The following is a 16723-nucleotide window of genomic DNA, read 5'->3' as shown; positions in this document are numbered from 1 at the left end:
GCTTTAGCGCGGTGGTCCCACCTGACCCCATGCCGAACTCAGAAGTGAAACGCCGTAGCGCCGATGGTAGTGTGGGGTCTCCCCATGTGAGAGTAGGGAACTGCCAGGCATCAAATTTAGTAGTAAGCCGGTGCATTAATCCGGTGGTTACAAGCAGTCTTCGGTGGAGCGGTAGTTCAGTCGGTTAGAATACCTGCCTGTCACGCAGGGGGTCGCGGGTTCGAGTCCCGTCCGTTCCGCCACTTATTAAGACATTAAGCCTGCCTTACTGGCAGGCTTAATGGCAAAAAACTTTAGGGGCGTAGCTCAGTTGGTAGAGCACCGGTCTCCAAAACCGGGTGTCGCGAGTTCGAGTCTCTCCGCCCCTGCCATATAGAATCCTTTGCTTCGGCAAAGGATTTTTTTTTGCCTGAAAGACTGTAAAAACGTCTCTTCTTACTATTCAGCCAGCATTCCTGCTGGCTGATGTATCAATCCATTACATTGATTTTTAACAGATCTTTTATCTGCGACTGCTTATCACTGTTTTGCAGCCAAATCGCATACAGCGGTCTGGTAAGCGTGGTGGAATCCATTACGGTATGCAGCCCAGCTTTAGTGTCTGCCCAGCGAACAGGTAACCAGGTACAACCTCTCAGCAAGGGCAGTTGCTGACAGGCGATCTCTGCAGAGCTGGTCGTTAACTGTGGGACGTCATCAGGTGCAATCAAGCCCGTCTCATGCTGCTGAAAATCAGGCCCCCATTCCAGGCGCAAATAGGTCAGGTCTGCCTTCATCATCGAAGGTTCAGAGGCATAAAGCGCCAGGCCAAACTGGCCCACAATCTGGCTGCTAAATTCGTCCATCTTGGGGGCTTCGGTTGTGATAAGAAGATCAAGCTGGCGCTCATGAAGTTGCTTAACCAGCGACTGCCGTTGCGCAATCCTGGCTTCAAATTGCAGGTGGCTATGAGATTGATAAAGCCGGGTAAGCCACTGACTTAGCATACATTCCCACAGGGAAGCGCTGGCCCCTATCGAGAACTCATTATGCCTCGAAGTATGTGCAACCTCTTTGCGTGCCGCCTGCCAGGTATTCATCAGCGTTTCTGCGTACGGCAGTAGTTTTTCGCCGGCGGGCGTGAGGCGGATATTGTTGCGATGGCGGGTAAAAAGATTCACACCCAGTTGATTTTCCAGCTGTCGAATACGAAAACTGACTGCTGACTGCGTCAGGTAAAGGGCTTCAGCTGCTCGCCCAAAGTGGCGTGTTCTGCTCACTTCAAGGAAAGTTTTAAGCAATTCCGTATCCACATCTTTCTCCGCAAAATTATTTGTCGTTATGATTTAAATGTTTTGTTTTACACTCTGTCAAGCGTAACTAATACTCCGCGCCATAAATAGCTCGGCCAAAGAATTAGGAGCGTGTAGGATGGCGGAAAGCTTTACGACGACTAATCGTTTTTTCGACAATAAACATTATCCGCGCGGGTTCTCTCGTCACGGCGATTTCACCATCAAAGAAGCTCAACTGCTTGAGCGCCATGGTTATGCCTTTAACGAGCTGGATCTGGGCAAGCGTGAGCCTGCTACTGAAGACGAAAAACAGTTTGTTTCTGTTTGCCGTGGTGAGCGTGAGCCGCAGTCTGAAGCGGAACGTGTATGGATCAAGTATATGGCACGCATTAAGCGTCCAAAGCGCTTCCATACGCTGTCTGGCGGTAAGCCGCAGATGGAAGGTGCAGAAGACTACACCGAGTCTGATGACTAAGATGATAAGAAGGGGCTACGGCCCCTTTTTTATGCCAGCAACTTCTGCAGGTGCAGCAGCAAACGATCGATAGCGCGGTAACTCAGCGCCTCCTGCAAGTGTTTCCTCTCAATGTCAGTACATCCCTCCACGTCAGCAATGGTTCTGGCCACTTTTAGCAAACGTTGCCACGCTCGTATAGACAGCCCAAAGCGCGTCAACGTCTCCTCAAGCCATCCTGCATCTTCACTGTTAAGCGAACAAAACTGCCGGATCCCGGCATTATCAAGCCGAGCATTCAGCCTGTTTTGACGGGCGTATTGTCGTGCCTGGGCAGCGATCACCCGCCCGCGCACTTTTGCTGAGATCTCACCCGTTATGCCCGTCTGCCTGAGCAGGCCCGGCGGCGGAAGGGGGATTTCGAGAGACAAATCGAAACGGTCGAGGAATGGGCCGGAAAGCTTTCCCAGATAGCGCAGCGTCTGCTCTGGCGTACAGCGGTTATGGTTGCCCTGATAATGCCCCGTGGGGCTGGGGTTCATCGCAGCGACCAGTTGAAACTGCGCGGGATAGCTTATTTTGGCCCGCGTGCGCGAGATATGTATTTCACCAGATTCAATAGGTTCTCTCAGTGCATCCAGCACGCGACGCTCAAACTCAGGCAACTCATCAAGAAACAGAATGCCATTGTGTGCCAGTGAAATCTCACCCGGTCCGGGGATAGACCCACCGCCGACCATTGCCGTCAGTGAAGCGCTATGATGTGGGGAACGAAAAGGGCGACGGCGCCACTGTTTTTGCAACGATGCCGAACTGATGAGGCTATATATAGCAGCGCTTTCCAGCGCTTCATGGTTATTGAGCGGCGGGAGCAACCCGCTCAGCCTGCTCGCCAGCATCGTTTTACCTGTACCAGGCGGGCCAATCAGCAGGAGATTGTGTCCACCTGCAGCCGTAATCTCCAGCGCCCGTTTACCTTGCTCCTGTCCCATGATCTCACTAAGATCTTCTGGCGCATCTGCTACAGCCTCGTCGCACTCCTCCGGCTCGGACAGTTCATGTCGGCCTTCCAGCCAGGCACATACTTCCTGAAGATGCCCGGCGATGAGACACCCCTTTTCGGCAATAAGACTCACTTCTGATGCGTTTTCATTGGCGACAATGATTTGCCGCCCTGCACGAATGGCTTCCAGCGCTCCCGATATCGCACCGGGAACGCCTCTCAATGCGCCTGTGAGCGCGAGTTCACCCACGAACTCGTACGAGCCTAGCCTGGTCGTAGCAAGCTGCTCAGAAGCCGCGAGAAGCGCAATTGCGATAGGTAAATCGTATCGCCCGCCCTCTTTGGGCAGATCGGCGGGGGCAAGGTTGATGGTGATCTTCTTCGCGGGGAAGGTATAACCGCTATTTATTATTGCGCTGCGAACGCGATCCCTGGCCTCTTTAACCGTCGTTTCAGGTAACCCGACAAGCGTGAGTCCGGGCAGCCCATTACTCAAATGAACCTCTACGGAAACAAGCGGTGCCTTTACCCCGAGAGCCGCACGTGTATAAACAACTGACAGTGACATTTGCACTACCTCCTGGTGTGACTATGCCAGTGTGCGTTATGCCTGTTTAGCGCTATTTAGCGAATTTACGCTGCTTGTTCAGGGATTTTAAAAGCACAATGAAACTATTGCACAGTCGAGGAACCCTCCTCGCAGAGCGAAAAAAATCTGTTTTGACGGTTAGCGGAGGAGTAAAAAAGTGAAAAATATTCATTTTCTAATTTCCGTATATAAAACAACGATTTTAATAAATATGATTCGCGGGCTAACCAAATCCGTCATAAATAAATCTTGTGTTTGATTTAAAAACTGTGATAACTCTTTAGGTATTCCTTCGAACAAGATGCAAAAAGAACTGAAAATGACAGCCCTTCTACGAGTGATTAGCCTGGTCGTGATTAGCGTGGTGGTGATTATTATCCCACCGTGCGGGGCTGCACTTGGACGAGGAAAGGCTTAGAAATCAAGCCTTAACGAACTAAGACCCCCGCACCGAAAGGTCCGGGGGTTTTTTTATGACTAAAAAACGTAAATGAGGAGCAGAGAATGACGACTAGCACAAAATTCTGTTTCTCCCGATTTATGACGGGGAACTAACTATGAATGGGGCACAGTGGGTAGTACATGCGTTGCGCGCGCAGGGAGTCGAGACAGTATTCGGTTATCCGGGTGGCGCAATTATGCCGATTTACGATGCACTGTATGACGGCGGCGTGGAGCACCTGTTGTGCCGACACGAGCAGGGCGCAGCGATGGCCGCCATCGGTTATGCCCGTGCCACCGGTAAAACCGGTGTCTGTATGGCGACGTCAGGCCCGGGCGCAACTAACCTCATCACCGGTCTGGCAGACGCGCTGCTGGATTCTGTTCCCGTTGTTGCCATCACTGGACAGGTTGCCTCTCCGTTCATCGGCACCGACGCGTTCCAGGAAGTCGATGTACTCGGTTTATCGCTGGCCTGCACCAAACACAGTTTTCTCGTTCAGTCACTGGAAGAGCTGCCGCGCGTAATGGCGGAAGCATTCGAGGTTGCCAGCTCCGGCCGCCCTGGTCCGGTTCTGGTCGATATCCCGAAAGATATCCAGGTCGCACACGGCGAACTGGAGCCGCACTTCTCCACCGTTGGACACGACGACGCGTTTCCGCATGCGGAAGTCGAAGAGGCCCGTCAGATGCTGGCGCAGGCGAAACAGCCGATGCTGTACGTTGGCGGTGGCGTAGGTATGGCGCAGGCGGTTCCTGCCCTGCGCGAATTTATCGCGGCAACGCAAATGCCTGCCACCTGCACGCTGAAAGGGTTGGGTGCGGTAGATGCCGATTACCCCTACTATCTGGGCATGCTGGGGATGCACGGCACCAAAGCGGCAAACCTGGCGGTGCAGGCGTGCGATCTGCTCATCGCCGTCGGTGCCCGTTTTGACGACCGCGTCACCGGTAAGCTGAATACCTTTGCGCCGAACGCCAACGTCATCCATATGGATATCGACCCGGCGGAAATGAACAAGCTGCGTCAGGCGCACGTCGCGCTGCAGGGCGATCTCAACACGCTGCTGCCGGCGTTACAGCAGCCTTTGAATATCGGCGAGTGGCGCCAGCACACGGCTGAAATGCGTGCCGAGCACGCCTGGCGTTACGACCATCCGGGTGAGGCCATCTACGCGCCGCTGCTGTTGAAGCAGTTGTCCGACCGTAAGCCCGCCGACAGCGTGGTGACGACCGATGTCGGCCAGCACCAGATGTGGTCCGCCCAGCACATGACCTACACCCGTCCGGAAAACTTCATCACTTCCAGCGGGTTAGGGACGATGGGCTTCGGTCTGCCAGCCGCGGTTGGCGCACAGGTTGCCCGCCCGAACGATACCGTTATCTGTATCTCCGGTGACGGCTCCTTCATGATGAACGTTCAGGAGCTCGGCACCGTGAAGCGCAAGCAGTTACCGCTGAAGATCGTGTTGCTCGATAACCAGCGTTTAGGGATGGTTCGCCAGTGGCAACAGTTGTTCTTCCAGGAACGTTACAGTGAAACCACCCTGACCGATAACCCCGATTTCCTCACCCTGGCCAGCGCCTTCGGCATTCCTGGTCAGCACATCACCCGTAAAGACCAGGTTGAAGCGGCACTCGACACCATGCTGTCAAGCGAAGGGCCATACCTGCTTCATGTCTCAATCGACGAGCTTGAGAACGTCTGGCCGTTGGTACCGCCCGGTGCCAGTAACTCACAAATGCTGGAGAAATTATCATGATGCAACATCAGGTCGCCGTGCAGGCTCGCTTCAACCCGGAAACATTAGAACGCGTTTTGCGCGTGGTGCGTCATCGTGGTTTTCAGATTTGCTCTATGAATATGGAGACGGCCACCGACGCGCAAAACATCAGTATCGAATTAACCGTTGCCAGCCCGCGGCCGGTCGACTTACTGTTTAGTCAGTTATCAAAGCTGGTAGACGTTGCCCATGTTGCCATCTGCCAGAGCACAACCACATCACAACAAATCCGCGCTTAAGCGTGACAGGACGAAAAAATGACGACAAAAAAAGCTGATTACATTTGGTTCAACGGTGAGATGGTTCGCTGGGAGGACGCGAAGGTCCACGTGATGTCCCACGCGCTGCATTACGGTACCTCCGTGTTTGAAGGCATCCGCTGCTACGATTCTCACAAAGGGCCAGTGGTGTTCCGCCATCGCGAACACATGCAGCGTCTGCATGACTCAGCCAAAATTTATCGTTTCCCGGTTTCTCAGAGCGTGGATGAGCTGATGGAAGCCTGCCGCGACGTGATCCGTAAGAACAACCTGACTAGCGCCTATATTCGTCCGCTGGTCTTCGTGGGCGACGTCGGCATGGGCGTGAACCCGCCAGCCGGTTACAACACCGATGTGATCATTGCCGCGTTCCCATGGGGTGCCTACCTGGGTGCTGAAGCCCTGGAGCAGGGGATCGACGCAATGGTCTCTTCCTGGAACCGCGTTGCACCAAACACCATCCCGACCGCGGCGAAAGCGGGCGGTAACTACCTTTCTTCCCTGCTGGTCGGCAGCGAAGCGCGCCGTCACGGCTACCAGGAAGGTATCGCGCTCGACGTGAATGGCTACATCTCCGAAGGCGCAGGTGAAAACCTGTTTGAAGTGAAAGACGGCATTCTGTTTACCCCGCCATTCACCTCGTCCGCGCTGCCGGGCATCACCCGTGATGCCATCATCAAGCTGGCGAAAGATCTGGGTATCGAAGTGCGCGAGCAGGTGCTGTCTCGCGAATCCCTGTACCTGGCCGATGAAGTGTTCATGTCCGGTACCGCGGCTGAAATTACGCCGGTGCGTAGCGTAGACGGCATTCAGGTGGGCGAAGGCCGCTGTGGCCCGGTGACCAAACGCATTCAGCAAGCGTTCTTTGGCCTCTTCACCGGCGAGACAGAAGATAAATACGGCTGGTTGGATCAGGTTAATCACTAAATATAAATTTGGGACGGCACGCACCGTCCCATTACATAGTCAGACGGGAGTAAATAAAGCATGCCTAAGTATCGTTCAGCCACCACCACCCACGGCCGCAACATGGCCGGTGCCCGCGCGCTGTGGCGCGCCACCGGAATGACCGACGCCGATTTCGGCAAGCCAATTATCGCCGTGGTGAACTCCTTCACCCAGTTCGTACCGGGCCACGTGCACCTGCGCGATCTCGGTAAGCTGGTTGCCGAGCAAATCGAAGCCTCCGGCGGCGTGGCGAAAGAGTTCAACACCATTGCGGTGGATGACGGTATCGCGATGGGCCATGGGGGCATGCTCTATTCACTGCCGTCGCGCGAGCTGATCGCCGACTCGGTAGAGTACATGGTTAACGCCCACTGCGCCGATGCGATGGTCTGTATCTCCAACTGCGACAAAATCACCCCGGGGATGCTGATGGCCTCCCTGCGCCTGAACATTCCGGTGATCTTCGTCTCCGGTGGCCCGATGGAAGCGGGGAAAACCAAGCTCTCCGACAAAATCATCAAGCTCGACCTGGTCGATGCGATGATTCAGGGCGCGGACCCGAAAGTCTCTGACGAGCAGAGTGACCAGGTGGAGCGCTCCGCGTGCCCGACCTGCGGCTCCTGTTCCGGTATGTTCACGGCGAACTCCATGAACTGCCTGACCGAAGCGCTGGGTCTGTCTCAGCCGGGCAACGGCTCGCTGCTGGCGACCCATGCCGACCGTAAGCAGCTGTTCCTCAACGCCGGTAAACGCATCGTTGAACTGACTAAGCGCTACTACGAGCAGGACGACGCCAGCGCGCTGCCGCGCAGCATCGCCAGCAAAGCGGCGTTCGAGAACGCCATGACCCTGGACATCGCCATGGGCGGTTCCACCAACACCGTTCTGCACCTGCTGGCCGCCGCGCAGGAAGCCGAAATCGACTTCACCATGAGCGACATCGACAGGCTCTCCCGTAAAGTGCCGCAGCTGTGTAAGGTCGCACCGAGTACCCAGAAGTACCATATGGAAGACGTGCATCGCGCGGGTGGCGTCATCGGTATCCTCGGCGAACTGGATCGCGCCGGGCTGCTGAACCGTGACGTGAAAAACGTGCTTGGCCTGACGCTGCCGGAGTCGCTGAACCAGTACGACGTGATGCTGACCAAAGACGACGCGGTGAAAAAGATGTTCCGCGCGGGCCCTGCTGGTATTCGTACTACCCAGGCGTTCTCGCAGGACTGCCGCTGGGATACCCTGGACGATGACCGCGCTGAAGGCTGCATCCGCTCGCTGGAGCATGCCTATAGCAAAGACGGCGGCCTGGCCGTGCTGTACGGTAACTTTGCGGAAAATGGCTGCATCGTGAAAACCGCTGGCGTGGACGACAGCATCCTGAAATTCACCGGTCCGGCGAAGGTGTACGAAAGCCAGGATGAAGCGGTAGACGCCATCCTCGGCGGCAAAGTGGTGGAAGGCGACGTGGTGGTCATTCGCTACGAGGGGCCGAAAGGCGGGCCGGGCATGCAGGAGATGCTCTACCCGACCACCTTCCTGAAATCCATGGGCCTCGGTAAAGCCTGTGCGCTGATCACCGACGGTCGTTTCTCCGGCGGCACTTCCGGCCTCTCTATCGGCCACGTTTCCCCGGAAGCGGCAAGCGGCGGCAACATTGCCATCATCGAAGACGGCGATCTGATCGAAATAGACATTCCGAATCGCGGCATTCAGCTCAAGCTGAGCGACCAGGAAATTGCGGCCCGTCGTGAAGCGCAGGAAGCGCGCGGCGACAAAGCCTGGACGCCGAAAGACCGCCAGCGCGAAGTTTCCTTCGCCCTGCGCGCCTACGCGAGCCTTGCCACCAGTGCAGATAAAGGCGCGGTGCGCGATAAATCTAAACTTGGGGGCTAACGATGGCCGAGTCGCAACCCTTATCCGCCGCCCCCGAGGGGGCGGAATATCTCAGGGCGGTGCTGCGCGCACCGGTCTATGAAGCCGTTCAGGTCACGCCCCTGCAGAAAATGGAAAAACTCTCTTCGCGCCTGGACAACGTTATTCTGGTGAAGCGCGAAGACCGCCAGCCGGTGCACAGCTTCAAGCTGCGCGGTGCCTACGCGATGATGGCCGGGCTGACCGACGAGCAGAAAGCGCGCGGGGTGATTACCGCATCGGCGGGCAACCACGCGCAGGGCGTGGCGTTCTCGTCTGCCCGTCTGGGGCTGAAAGCGCTGATCGTGATGCCGGTTGCTACCGCCGATATCAAGGTCGACGCGGTGCGCGGTTTCGGCGGCGAAGTCTTGCTCCACGGGGCCAACTTTGACGAAGCAAAAGCCAAGGCGATTGAACTGGCGCAGCAGCAGGGGTTCACCTGGGTGCCGCCGTTCGACCACCCGATGGTGATTGCCGGGCAGGGGACGCTGGCGCTTGAACTGCTGCAGCAGGATGCCCATCTCGACCGCGTCTTTGTCCCGGTGGGCGGCGGTGGTTTAGCCGCAGGCGTGGCGGTGCTGATCAAACAGCTGATGCCGCAGATCAAAGTCATTGCCGTGGAAGCGGAAGACTCCGCCTGCCTGAAAGCGGCGCTGGATGCCGGGCATCCGGTCGACCTGCCGCGCGTCGGGTTGTTTGCCGAGGGCGTGGCGGTGAAGCGCATTGGCGACGAAACGTTCCGCCTGTGCCGGGAATATCTCGACGATATCGTCACGGTGGACAGCGACGCGATCTGCGCGGCGATGAAGGATCTGTTCGAGGACGTGCGTGCGGTGGCGGAACCGTCCGGCGCGCTGGCGCTGGCGGGCATGAAAAAATACATCGCGCAGCACAACATCCGCGGCGAGCGTCTGGCGCACGTGCTGTCTGGTGCGAACGTGAACTTCCACGGCCTGCGCTACGTTTCCGAGCGCTGCGAGCTGGGCGAACAGCGGGAAGCGCTGCTGGCGGTGACGATTCCGGAAGAGAAGGGCAGCTTCCTCAAGTTCTGCCAGCTGCTGGGCGGTCGTTCGGTGACGGAGTTCAACTACCGCTTTGCCGATGCCAAAGATGCCTGCATTTTTGTTGGCGTGCGTCTGAGCCGTGGCGTGGAGGAGCGCAAAGAGATCCTCAGCCTGCTGCATGAGGGCGGCTATAGCGTGGTCGATCTCTCCGACGACGAGATGGCGAAGCTGCACGTGCGTTACATGGTCGGCGGCCGTCCTTCCAAGCCGCTCAGGGAACGCCTGTTCAGCTTTGAGTTCCCGGAATCGCCGGGCGCGTTGCTCAAGTTCCTGCACACGCTGGGCACGCACTGGAACATCTCTCTGTTCCACTACCGCAGCCACGGCACCGACTACGGTCGCGTGCTGGCGGCGTTCGAACTGGGCGAGCACGAGCCGGATTTCGAAACGCGGCTGAACGAGCTGGGTTATGAGTGCCACGACGAAACCCACAACCCGGCGTTCCGCTTCTTCCTGGCAGGCTAGTGGTTCGGCAATATCGTCCAGAACGCATCAATAAGCGGCTCATGCAGCCGCTTTTTTTGTGCGCACACGCCAAGCTCAAACGGCGTTTTCTCATCGCTGCGCTCCAGAATCATCACGCGATTGCGCACCGGTTCCGGGCTGTTTTCCAGCACCACTTCCGGCAGCAGCGCTACGCCGCAGCCGAGCGCCACCATCGACACCATCGCCTCATGGCCGCTGACGGTGGCGTAAATCGACGGGTTGCTGATTTTTTGACGGCGGAACCACAGCTCAATACGACGACGCACCGGTCCCTGATCGGCCATGATAAACGGTACCGTGGACCAGTCCGGTTTTTCCACCGACACCTGGTTACGCACCGGGCAGGGCAGCGCCGGGGCAATCAGCACCACCGCCAGATTTTCCAGCATCGAGAACGCCACCGCGCCCGGCAGGGTTTCCGGCTTCCCGGCAATGGCGAGATCCGCTTCGCCCGTCACCACTTTTTCCATCGCGTCGGCGGCGTCGCCGGTGGTGAGCTTAATTTCAACCGAGGGGTGCGCCGCGCGGAAGCGGTCAAGGATAGGCGGCAGATGGCTATAGGCGGCGGTCACGGAGCAAAAAATATGCAGCTCGCCTGAGAGTGATGGCCCCTGCTGATCGATCGAGTGCCGCAGCTGCTGGTACTGTAACAGCGTCTGCTGGGCAAAAATGCGCAGCTCTTCGCCCGCTTCCGTGAGGGTGACGGTGCGGTTATCGCGCACGAACAGCGGCTGGCCGAGATCTTCCTCAAGGCGCTGGATCTGGCGCGACAGCGTGGAGGGGCTGACGTGCATCGCCCGCGCGCTGCGGCCAAAATGACGGCTTTCCGCCAGGTGAAGAAACATTTTCAGATCGCGTAAATCCACCGATTCCACTCCCTCTTTTTATATTGCAAAAATTGCAACATGACGTTGTGAATATATCAATTTCCGCAATAAATTTCCTGTTGTAATGTGGGTACATTCTCGCTGAAACGCGAACCGAACAATAAGACACACAACATCACGAGGTATCACCCATGGCTAACTACTTTAATACACTGAACTTGCGCCAGCAGCTGGCGCAGCTGGGCAAATGCCGCTTCATGGCGCGCGACGAATTTGCCGATGGCGCAAGCTACCTTCAGGGTAAAAAAGTGGTCATCGTCGGCTGTGGCGCACAGGGTCTGAACCAGGGCCTGAACATGCGTGACTCCGGTCTGGATATCTCCTACGCCCTGCGCAAAGAAGCGATTGCCGAGAAGCGCGCTTCCTGGCGTAAAGCGACCGAAAACGGCTTCAAAGTGGGTACCTACGAAGAGCTGATCCCGCAGGCGGATCTGGTGGTTAACCTGACCCCGGACAAGCAGCACTCTGACGTTGTGCGTTCCGTACAGCCGCTGATGAAAGACGGCGCAGCGCTGGGTTACTCCCACGGCTTCAACATCGTTGAAGTGGGCGAGCAGATCCGTAAAGACATCACCGTGGTGATGGTGGCACCGAAGTGCCCGGGTACCGAAGTTCGTGAAGAGTACAAGCGTGGTTTCGGCGTGCCGACCCTGATCGCGGTTCACCCGGAAAACGATCCAAAAGGCGAAGGCATGGCGATTGCCAAAGCGTGGGCAGCGGCGACCGGCGGCCACCGTGCGGGCGTGCTGGAATCGTCCTTCGTTGCCGAAGTGAAATCTGACCTGATGGGCGAGCAGACCATTCTGTGCGGCATGCTGCAGGCCGGTTCTCTGCTGTGCTTCGATAAGCTGGTGGAAGAGGGCACCGACCCGGCATATGCGGAAAAACTGATTCAGTTCGGCTGGGAAACCATCACCGAAGCGCTGAAGCAGGGCGGTATTACGCTGATGATGGACCGTCTGTCCAACCCGGCAAAACTGCGTGCTTACGCCCTGTCTGAACAGCTGAAAACCATCATGGCACCGCTGTTCCAGAAACATATGGACGACATCATCTCCGGCGAGTTCTCTTCCGGCATGATGGCAGACTGGGCGAACGACGATAAGAAACTGCTGACCTGGCGTGAAGAGACCGGTAAGACCGCGTTCGAAACCGCGCCACAGTATGAAGGTAAAATCGGCGAGCAGGAGTACTTCGATAAAGGCGTCCTGATGATTGCGATGGTGAAAGCAGGCGTTGAGCTGGCGTTCGAAACCATGGTGGATTCCGGCATCATTGAAGAGTCTGCGTACTACGAATCGCTGCACGAGCTGCCGCTGATCGCGAACACCATCGCCCGTAAGCGTCTGTACGAAATGAACGTGGTTATCTCTGATACCGCAGAATACGGTAACTACCTGTTCTCTTACGCCTGCGTACCGCTGCTGAAAGAGTTTATGACCACTCTGCAGCCGGGCGATCTGGGTAAAGCGATTGCAGAAGGTGCCGTGGACAACGCGCAGCTGCGCGATGTGAACGAAGCCATTCGCAGCCACCAGATCGAGAAAGTGGGTCACAAACTGCGTGGCTACATGACCGACATGAAGCGTATCGCGGTAGCGGGTTAACAACCTTGTCGGGTGGCGCTTCGCTTACCCGACCTACAAAGCCGTAAGATGTAGGCCGGGTAAGGCGCAGCCGCCACCCGGCTTGTTTATTTGCGGTACAGCACTTTAATCACGTGGTAGCCGAACTGCGTGTGCAGCGGGCCAGTTGGCTCCAGCACCGGGCAGGAGAAGACCACTTTATCGAACGCCGGCACCATCTGACCCTGGCGGAATTCACCCAGATCGCCGCCGCGTTTGCCTGACGGACAGATGGAGTGCTTCTTCGCCAGCTTGCCGAAGTCGGCGCCGTTTTTGATCTGCTCCAGAAGATCCAGAGCCAGTTTCTCTTCTTTAACAAGAATATGCAGTGCTGCTGCTGTTTTTGCCATGATCGTGCCTTGAGTGGTATGGATTAGGCTCGCTATACTACCACGCTGTTATTCTCCCCTCCTGACTTTCATTGAGTGATCATTTATGCGTTTAAACCCCGGACAACAACAAGCCGTCGAATTTGTCACCGGACCGTGTCTGGTGCTGGCGGGTGCAGGATCCGGCAAAACGCGCGTTATCACCAATAAGATTGCGCACCTGATCCGCGGCTGTGGCTATCAGGCCCGGCACATTGCGGCGGTGACGTTTACCAATAAAGCGGCGCGTGAGATGAAAGAGCGTGTCGGCCAGACCCTGGGGCGTAAAGAGGCGCGCGGCCTGATGATCTCCACCTTCCACACGCTGGGGCTGGATATCATTAAACGCGAGTATGCTGCGCTGGGAATGAAGTCCAACTTCTCGCTTTTCGATGATACCGATCAGGTGGCGTTGCTCAAAGAGCTCACCGAGGGGCTGATCGAAGATGACAAGGTGCTGTTGCAGCAGCTGATCTCAACGATCTCAAACTGGAAAAACGATCTGATGACCCCGGCCCAGGCCGCGGCGATCGCCAAAGGCGAACGGGATCGGATCTTCGCCCACTGCTACGGTCTGTACGATGCGCACATGAAAGCGTGCAACGTGCTGGACTTTGACGACCTGATTCTGCTGCCCACGCTGCTGCTGCAGCGGAACGAAGAGGTTCGCGAGCGCTGGCAGAACAAAATCCGTTACCTGCTGGTGGATGAGTATCAGGACACCAACACCAGCCAGTACGAGCTGGTGAAGCTGCTGGTGGGGCAGCGCGCGCGTTTCACCGTGGTCGGCGACGACGACCAGTCAATTTACTCCTGGCGCGGCGCGCGTCCGCAAAACCTAGTGCTGCTGAGCAAAGATTTTCCCGCTCTGCAGGTGATTAAGCTGGAGCAAAACTACCGCTCCTCCGGGCGTATCCTGAAGGCAGCAAACATCCTGATTGCCAATAACCCGCACGTGTTTGAGAAGCGTCTCTTCTCCGAGCTGGGTTACGGTACTGAATTGAAGGTGCTCAGCGCCAATAATGAAGAGCATGAGGCGGAGCGCGTGACGGGTGAACTGATCGCCCACCACTTCGTCAATAAAACCGAATATAAGGATTACGCGATCCTCTATCGCGGCAATCACCAGTCGCGCGTCTTTGAAAAGATGCTGATGCAGAACCGCATCCCGTACAAAATTTCGGGCGGTACGTCGTTCTTCTCACGGCCAGAGATTAAAGATCTGCTGGCCTATCTGCGCGTCCTCACGAACCCGGATGACGACAGCGCGTTTCTGCGCATCGTGAATACGCCGAAGCGCGAGATTGGCCCTGCGACGCTGCAAAAGCTGGGCGAGTGGGCGATGACGCGTAATAAAAGCCTGTTTACCGCCAGCTTCGACATGGGGCTGAGCCAGACGTTAACCGGCCGCGGCTATGATTCGCTAACGCGATTCACCCACTGGCTCGGCGAAGTGCAGCGTCTTGCGGAGCGCGAGCCGGTGGCGGCGGTGCGCGATCTCATTCACGGCATCGACTATGAGTCCTGGCTGTACGAAACCTCGGCCAGCCCGAAAGCCGCTGAGATGCGGATGAAAAACGTTAACCAGCTGTTCAGCTGGATGACCGAAATGCTGGAAGGCTCTGAAATCGACGAGCCGATGACCCTGACGCAGGTCGTCACCCGCTTTACCCTGCGCGACATGATGGAGCGCGGCGAGAGCGAAGAAGAGGCCGATCAGGTTCAGCTGATGACGCTGCATGCGTCCAAAGGGCTTGAGTTCCCGTATGTGTATCTGGTTGGTATGGAAGAGGGGTTGTTACCGCACCAGAGCAGCATTGACGAAGATAACGTCGACGAGGAACGCCGCCTGGCCTACGTGGGGATTACTCGCGCGCAGAAAGAGCTGACGTTCACACTGTGTAAAGAGCGCCGTCAGTATGGCGAACTCGTCCGCCCGGAGCCGAGCCGTTTCCTGCTGGAGCTGCCGCAGGACGACCTGATCTGGGAACAGGAACGCAAAGTGATTACCGCAGAAGAGCGGATGCATAAGGGGCAGGCTAACGTGGCGAACATTCGCGCCATGCTGGCAAAAGCCAAAGAGAAAGGATAATGATGAGTAGGCCGGGTAAGGCGAAGCCGCCACCCGGCAATGTTCAGCGTATTACTTCACTTCCAGCACCCAGTGCACATAGCTCTGCCACTGGCACTCCTGCTCGATCATCTCTGCCCCAAGCGGGTGACGCTCAATCCAGTTTTCCGGTAACGTCAGCGACAGTTTTTCGTCATCGGCCACCAGATTGATTGCAGGCAGCAAATCATCGCGACGGCGGCTGGCAAAGAGAATCGCCAGACGCAGCAGGCGGCACAGATGCTCGGCTACGCGCGGCGGTACGGCGTTTTGCTGATGCAATGATGAGAGATCAACGGCGTTGGTCTGGTTCAGCAGCAGCGTTGCCAGCAGCTTTTTCTGTGCGGGCGTGTAGCCCGGTAAATCCAGGTTGCGGACCAGATACGCTGCGTGAGCGGGGGCCTGCTTAAAATCGATGCTCAGCCCCACTTCATGCAGCGCACAGGCGCTCAGCAATAAATCGCGGCTCAGATGATCAAGATCCCAGGCGTTAGCGACCTGGTCGGCAAAGCGTGATGCCAGCTGCGATACGCGTCCTGCCTGATCGATATCAACCAGAAAACGACGCTGTACGTTGCGCAGGGTTCGGCTGCGGATATCCTGATCTACCGACAGATGCAGCATCCCGTAGACCAGGCCTTCGCGCAGCGCGCCGCCGGCAAGGGTCATACACTGGATGTTGAGCTCGGTGAAAATGGCGATCAGAATGGCCAGCCCGCTCGGGAAGACCAGCGCGCGTTCCAGCGTCAGGCCTTCAATTTCCAGTTCTTCCAGGCGTCCGCACTGGATGGCGCGCTGTTTTAGCTGCTGAAGTTTGGCAAGCGTAATCCGCTCGTCCATTCCCTGCGCCATCATGATTTCCTGCAGGGCCTGCACGGTCCCCGACGCACCCACGCACACTTTCCAGCCGTGATAGCGCAGTTCGTCCATCACGGGACGTAATACCTCGCGCGCGGCATTTTCTGCCTCGTCGAAGTTCTCTTTACCCAGATTACGATCGGTAAAATAGCGCTCAAGCCAGGTCACGCAGCCCATCGACAGGCTGAACAGCGACGTAGCCTGCGCGCCGGTGCCGGTCACCAACTCGGTACTGGCTCCGCCGATATCCACCACCAGGCGGCGATCGTCCCCCCCCGTAGTGTGTGCAACACCCTGATAAATCAGACGAGCTTCTTCTTCACCGCTGATAACCTGAACCGGGCAACCGAGAATCTCCTGCGCTCTGGCAATAAAATCCACGGCGTTAACCGCCAGGCGGAGTGTCGCAGTGGCGACAACGGTGATTTGGGCGTGCGGGATATCCTGCAGACGCTCGGCAAAGAGTCGCAGGCACTGCCAGCCACGTTCCATGGCTTCAGGCGAGAGGTGATTGTCGCTGCTCAGGCCCGCCGCGAGGCGGACCTTGCGCTTAATGCGTGTCAGCGTTTGTATGCTTCCCGCCACCTCGCGCACAACCAGCATATGAAAACTATTCGAACCGAGATCAATTGCCGCATAAAGCGAGGTGGAGCTGAGCATATTT

Annotated in this window: 15 protein-coding genes, 2 tRNA genes and 1 rRNA gene; 13 read left to right on the top strand and 5 right to left on the bottom strand. The window is 57.0% G+C overall.

Annotation, left to right across the window (positions count from 1 at the left end; all coding sequences use genetic code 11):
• The 3 genes from rrf to FHC48_RS17540 form a co-directional block, all read left to right on the top strand.
• Positions 1-109, top strand: a 5S ribosomal RNA gene (gene rrf / locus FHC48_RS17550); the annotation flags it as partial.
• Positions 110-165: 56 nt separating this feature from the next.
• Positions 166-242: transfer RNA gene (locus tag FHC48_RS17545), tRNA-Asp, on the top strand.
• Positions 243-295: 53 nt separating this feature from the next.
• Positions 296-371, top strand: a tRNA-Trp gene (locus tag FHC48_RS17540).
• Positions 372-470: 99 nt separating this feature from the next.
• On the opposite strand, the gene hdfR is transcribed toward FHC48_RS17540, so the two are convergent.
• Entirely contained in the window at positions 471-1292 is an 822-nt protein-coding gene (hdfR, locus tag FHC48_RS17535) for an HTH-type transcriptional regulator HdfR (RefSeq protein ID WP_021242824.1), read from the bottom strand.
• 118 nt (positions 1293-1410) lie between these two features.
• On the opposite strand from hdfR, the gene FHC48_RS17530 reads away from it, so the two are divergent.
• A complete protein-coding gene (locus tag FHC48_RS17530; protein ID WP_008501577.1) occupies positions 1411-1749 on the top strand; it encodes a DUF413 domain-containing protein in 339 nt (112 codons plus the stop codon).
• A gap of 29 nt (positions 1750-1778) precedes the next feature.
• Here the strand turns inward: FHC48_RS17530 and FHC48_RS17525 are convergent, their stop codons facing one another.
• Complete coding sequence (locus FHC48_RS17525; protein WP_059364658.1) at positions 1779-3299, bottom strand: YifB family Mg chelatase-like AAA ATPase; 1521 nt, start codon at positions 3297-3299, stop codon at positions 1779-1781.
• Positions 3300-3639: 340 nt separating this feature from the next.
• Between FHC48_RS17525 and ilvL the strand changes: the two genes are divergently transcribed.
• From ilvL to ilvA, 7 genes are all read left to right on the top strand, one after another.
• Positions 3640-3738, top strand: coding sequence for an ilv operon leader peptide (gene ilvL / locus FHC48_RS17520; protein ID WP_001311244.1), 99 nt, complete (start codon positions 3640-3642; stop codon positions 3736-3738).
• Positions 3739-3824: 86 nt separating this feature from the next.
• Positions 3825-3875: a peptide IlvX gene (gene ilvX / locus FHC48_RS17515; RefSeq protein WP_166792073.1), complete on the top strand. Its 51-nt coding sequence runs from the start codon at positions 3825-3827 to the stop codon at positions 3873-3875.
• A gap of 2 nt (positions 3876-3877) precedes the next feature.
• Positions 3878-5524, top strand: a complete 1647-nt coding sequence (gene ilvG / locus FHC48_RS17510; RefSeq protein WP_045336969.1) for an acetolactate synthase 2 catalytic subunit — start codon at positions 3878-3880, stop codon at positions 5522-5524.
• Positions 5521-5784, top strand: coding sequence for an acetolactate synthase 2 small subunit (ilvM, locus tag FHC48_RS17505; protein ID WP_003860184.1), 264 nt, complete (start codon positions 5521-5523; stop codon positions 5782-5784). Before ilvG ends, ilvM begins: the two co-directional genes overlap by 4 nt.
• Before the next feature lie 18 nt (positions 5785-5802).
• Positions 5803-6732, top strand: coding sequence for a branched-chain-amino-acid transaminase (ilvE, locus tag FHC48_RS17500; protein WP_023326297.1), 930 nt, complete (start codon positions 5803-5805; stop codon positions 6730-6732).
• A 60-nt stretch (positions 6733-6792) separates the two neighbouring features.
• The gene (gene ilvD / locus FHC48_RS17495) at positions 6793-8643 is read left to right on the top strand and encodes a dihydroxy-acid dehydratase (protein WP_023618950.1); all 1851 of its coding nucleotides are present in this window, start codon (positions 6793-6795) and stop codon (positions 8641-8643) included.
• A gap of 2 nt (positions 8644-8645) precedes the next feature.
• On the top strand, positions 8646-10190 hold the full coding sequence (gene ilvA, locus FHC48_RS17490; RefSeq protein ID WP_025912232.1) for a threonine ammonia-lyase, biosynthetic: 1545 nt from the start codon (positions 8646-8648) through the stop codon (positions 10188-10190).
• Here the strand turns inward: ilvA and ilvY are convergent.
• Complete coding sequence (gene ilvY / locus FHC48_RS17485; RefSeq protein WP_008501572.1) at positions 10187-11077, bottom strand: HTH-type transcriptional activator IlvY; 891 nt, start codon at positions 11075-11077, stop codon at positions 10187-10189. The two genes, ilvA and ilvY, sit on opposite strands and share 4 nt — an antisense overlap.
• Positions 11078-11229: 152 nt before the next feature.
• On the opposite strand from ilvY, the gene ilvC reads away from it, so the two are divergent.
• Positions 11230-12705 (top strand): ketol-acid reductoisomerase, encoded by a 1476-nt coding sequence (gene ilvC, locus FHC48_RS17480; RefSeq protein ID WP_008501571.1) that lies wholly within the window; start codon positions 11230-11232, stop codon positions 12703-12705.
• 86 nt (positions 12706-12791) lie between these two features.
• On the opposite strand, the gene ppiC is transcribed toward ilvC, so the two are convergent.
• Positions 12792-13073 carry a peptidylprolyl isomerase PpiC gene (gene ppiC, locus FHC48_RS17475; protein WP_008501570.1) on the bottom strand — a complete coding sequence of 94 codons (282 nt, stop codon included), beginning with the start codon at positions 13071-13073 and terminating at the stop codon, positions 12792-12794.
• Between the two features lie 85 nt (positions 13074-13158).
• Between ppiC and rep the strand changes: the two genes are divergently transcribed.
• Positions 13159-15183 (top strand): DNA helicase Rep, encoded by a 2025-nt coding sequence (gene rep / locus FHC48_RS17470; protein WP_008501569.1) that lies wholly within the window; start codon positions 13159-13161, stop codon positions 15181-15183.
• A 51-nt stretch (positions 15184-15234) separates the two neighbouring features.
• On the opposite strand, the gene gppA is transcribed toward rep, so the two are convergent.
• A complete protein-coding gene (gppA, locus tag FHC48_RS17465) occupies positions 15235-16719 on the bottom strand; it encodes a guanosine-5'-triphosphate,3'-diphosphate diphosphatase (RefSeq protein ID WP_023326294.1) in 1485 nt (494 codons plus the stop codon).
• Between the last annotated feature and the right edge of the window lie 4 nt (positions 16720-16723).

Source organism: Enterobacter sp. EC_50, from assembly GCF_019584525.1.
Classification (GTDB): domain Bacteria; phylum Pseudomonadota; class Gammaproteobacteria; order Enterobacterales; family Enterobacteriaceae; genus Enterobacter; species Enterobacter roggenkampii.
Note: the sequence above shows the minus strand (reverse complement) of the source record. Positions and strands in the feature narration are given on the sequence as shown.

Coding starts and splice junctions, on each gene's coding strand:
- FHC48_RS17530 (WP_008501577.1), top strand. CDS start 1,411: ATGGCGGAAAGCTTTACGACGACTAATCGTTTTTTCGACAATAAACAT.
- FHC48_RS17525 (WP_059364658.1), bottom strand. CDS start 3,299: ATGTCACTGTCAGTTGTTTATACACGTGCGGCTCTCGGGGTAAAGGCA.
- ilvL (WP_001311244.1), top strand. CDS start 3,640: ATGACAGCCCTTCTACGAGTGATTAGCCTGGTCGTGATTAGCGTGGTG.
- ilvG (WP_045336969.1), top strand. CDS start 3,878: ATGAATGGGGCACAGTGGGTAGTACATGCGTTGCGCGCGCAGGGAGTC.
- ilvM (WP_003860184.1), top strand. CDS start 5,521: ATGATGCAACATCAGGTCGCCGTGCAGGCTCGCTTCAACCCGGAAACA.
- ilvE (WP_023326297.1), top strand. CDS start 5,803: ATGACGACAAAAAAAGCTGATTACATTTGGTTCAACGGTGAGATGGTT.
- ilvD (WP_023618950.1), top strand. CDS start 6,793: ATGCCTAAGTATCGTTCAGCCACCACCACCCACGGCCGCAACATGGCC.
- ilvA (WP_025912232.1), top strand. CDS start 8,646: ATGGCCGAGTCGCAACCCTTATCCGCCGCCCCCGAGGGGGCGGAATAT.
- ilvC (WP_008501571.1), top strand. CDS start 11,230: ATGGCTAACTACTTTAATACACTGAACTTGCGCCAGCAGCTGGCGCAG.
- ppiC (WP_008501570.1), bottom strand. CDS start 13,073: ATGGCAAAAACAGCAGCAGCACTGCATATTCTTGTTAAAGAAGAGAAA.
- rep (WP_008501569.1), top strand. CDS start 13,159: ATGCGTTTAAACCCCGGACAACAACAAGCCGTCGAATTTGTCACCGGA.
- gppA (WP_023326294.1), bottom strand. CDS start 16,719: ATGCTCAGCTCCACCTCGCTTTATGCGGCAATTGATCTCGGTTCGAAT.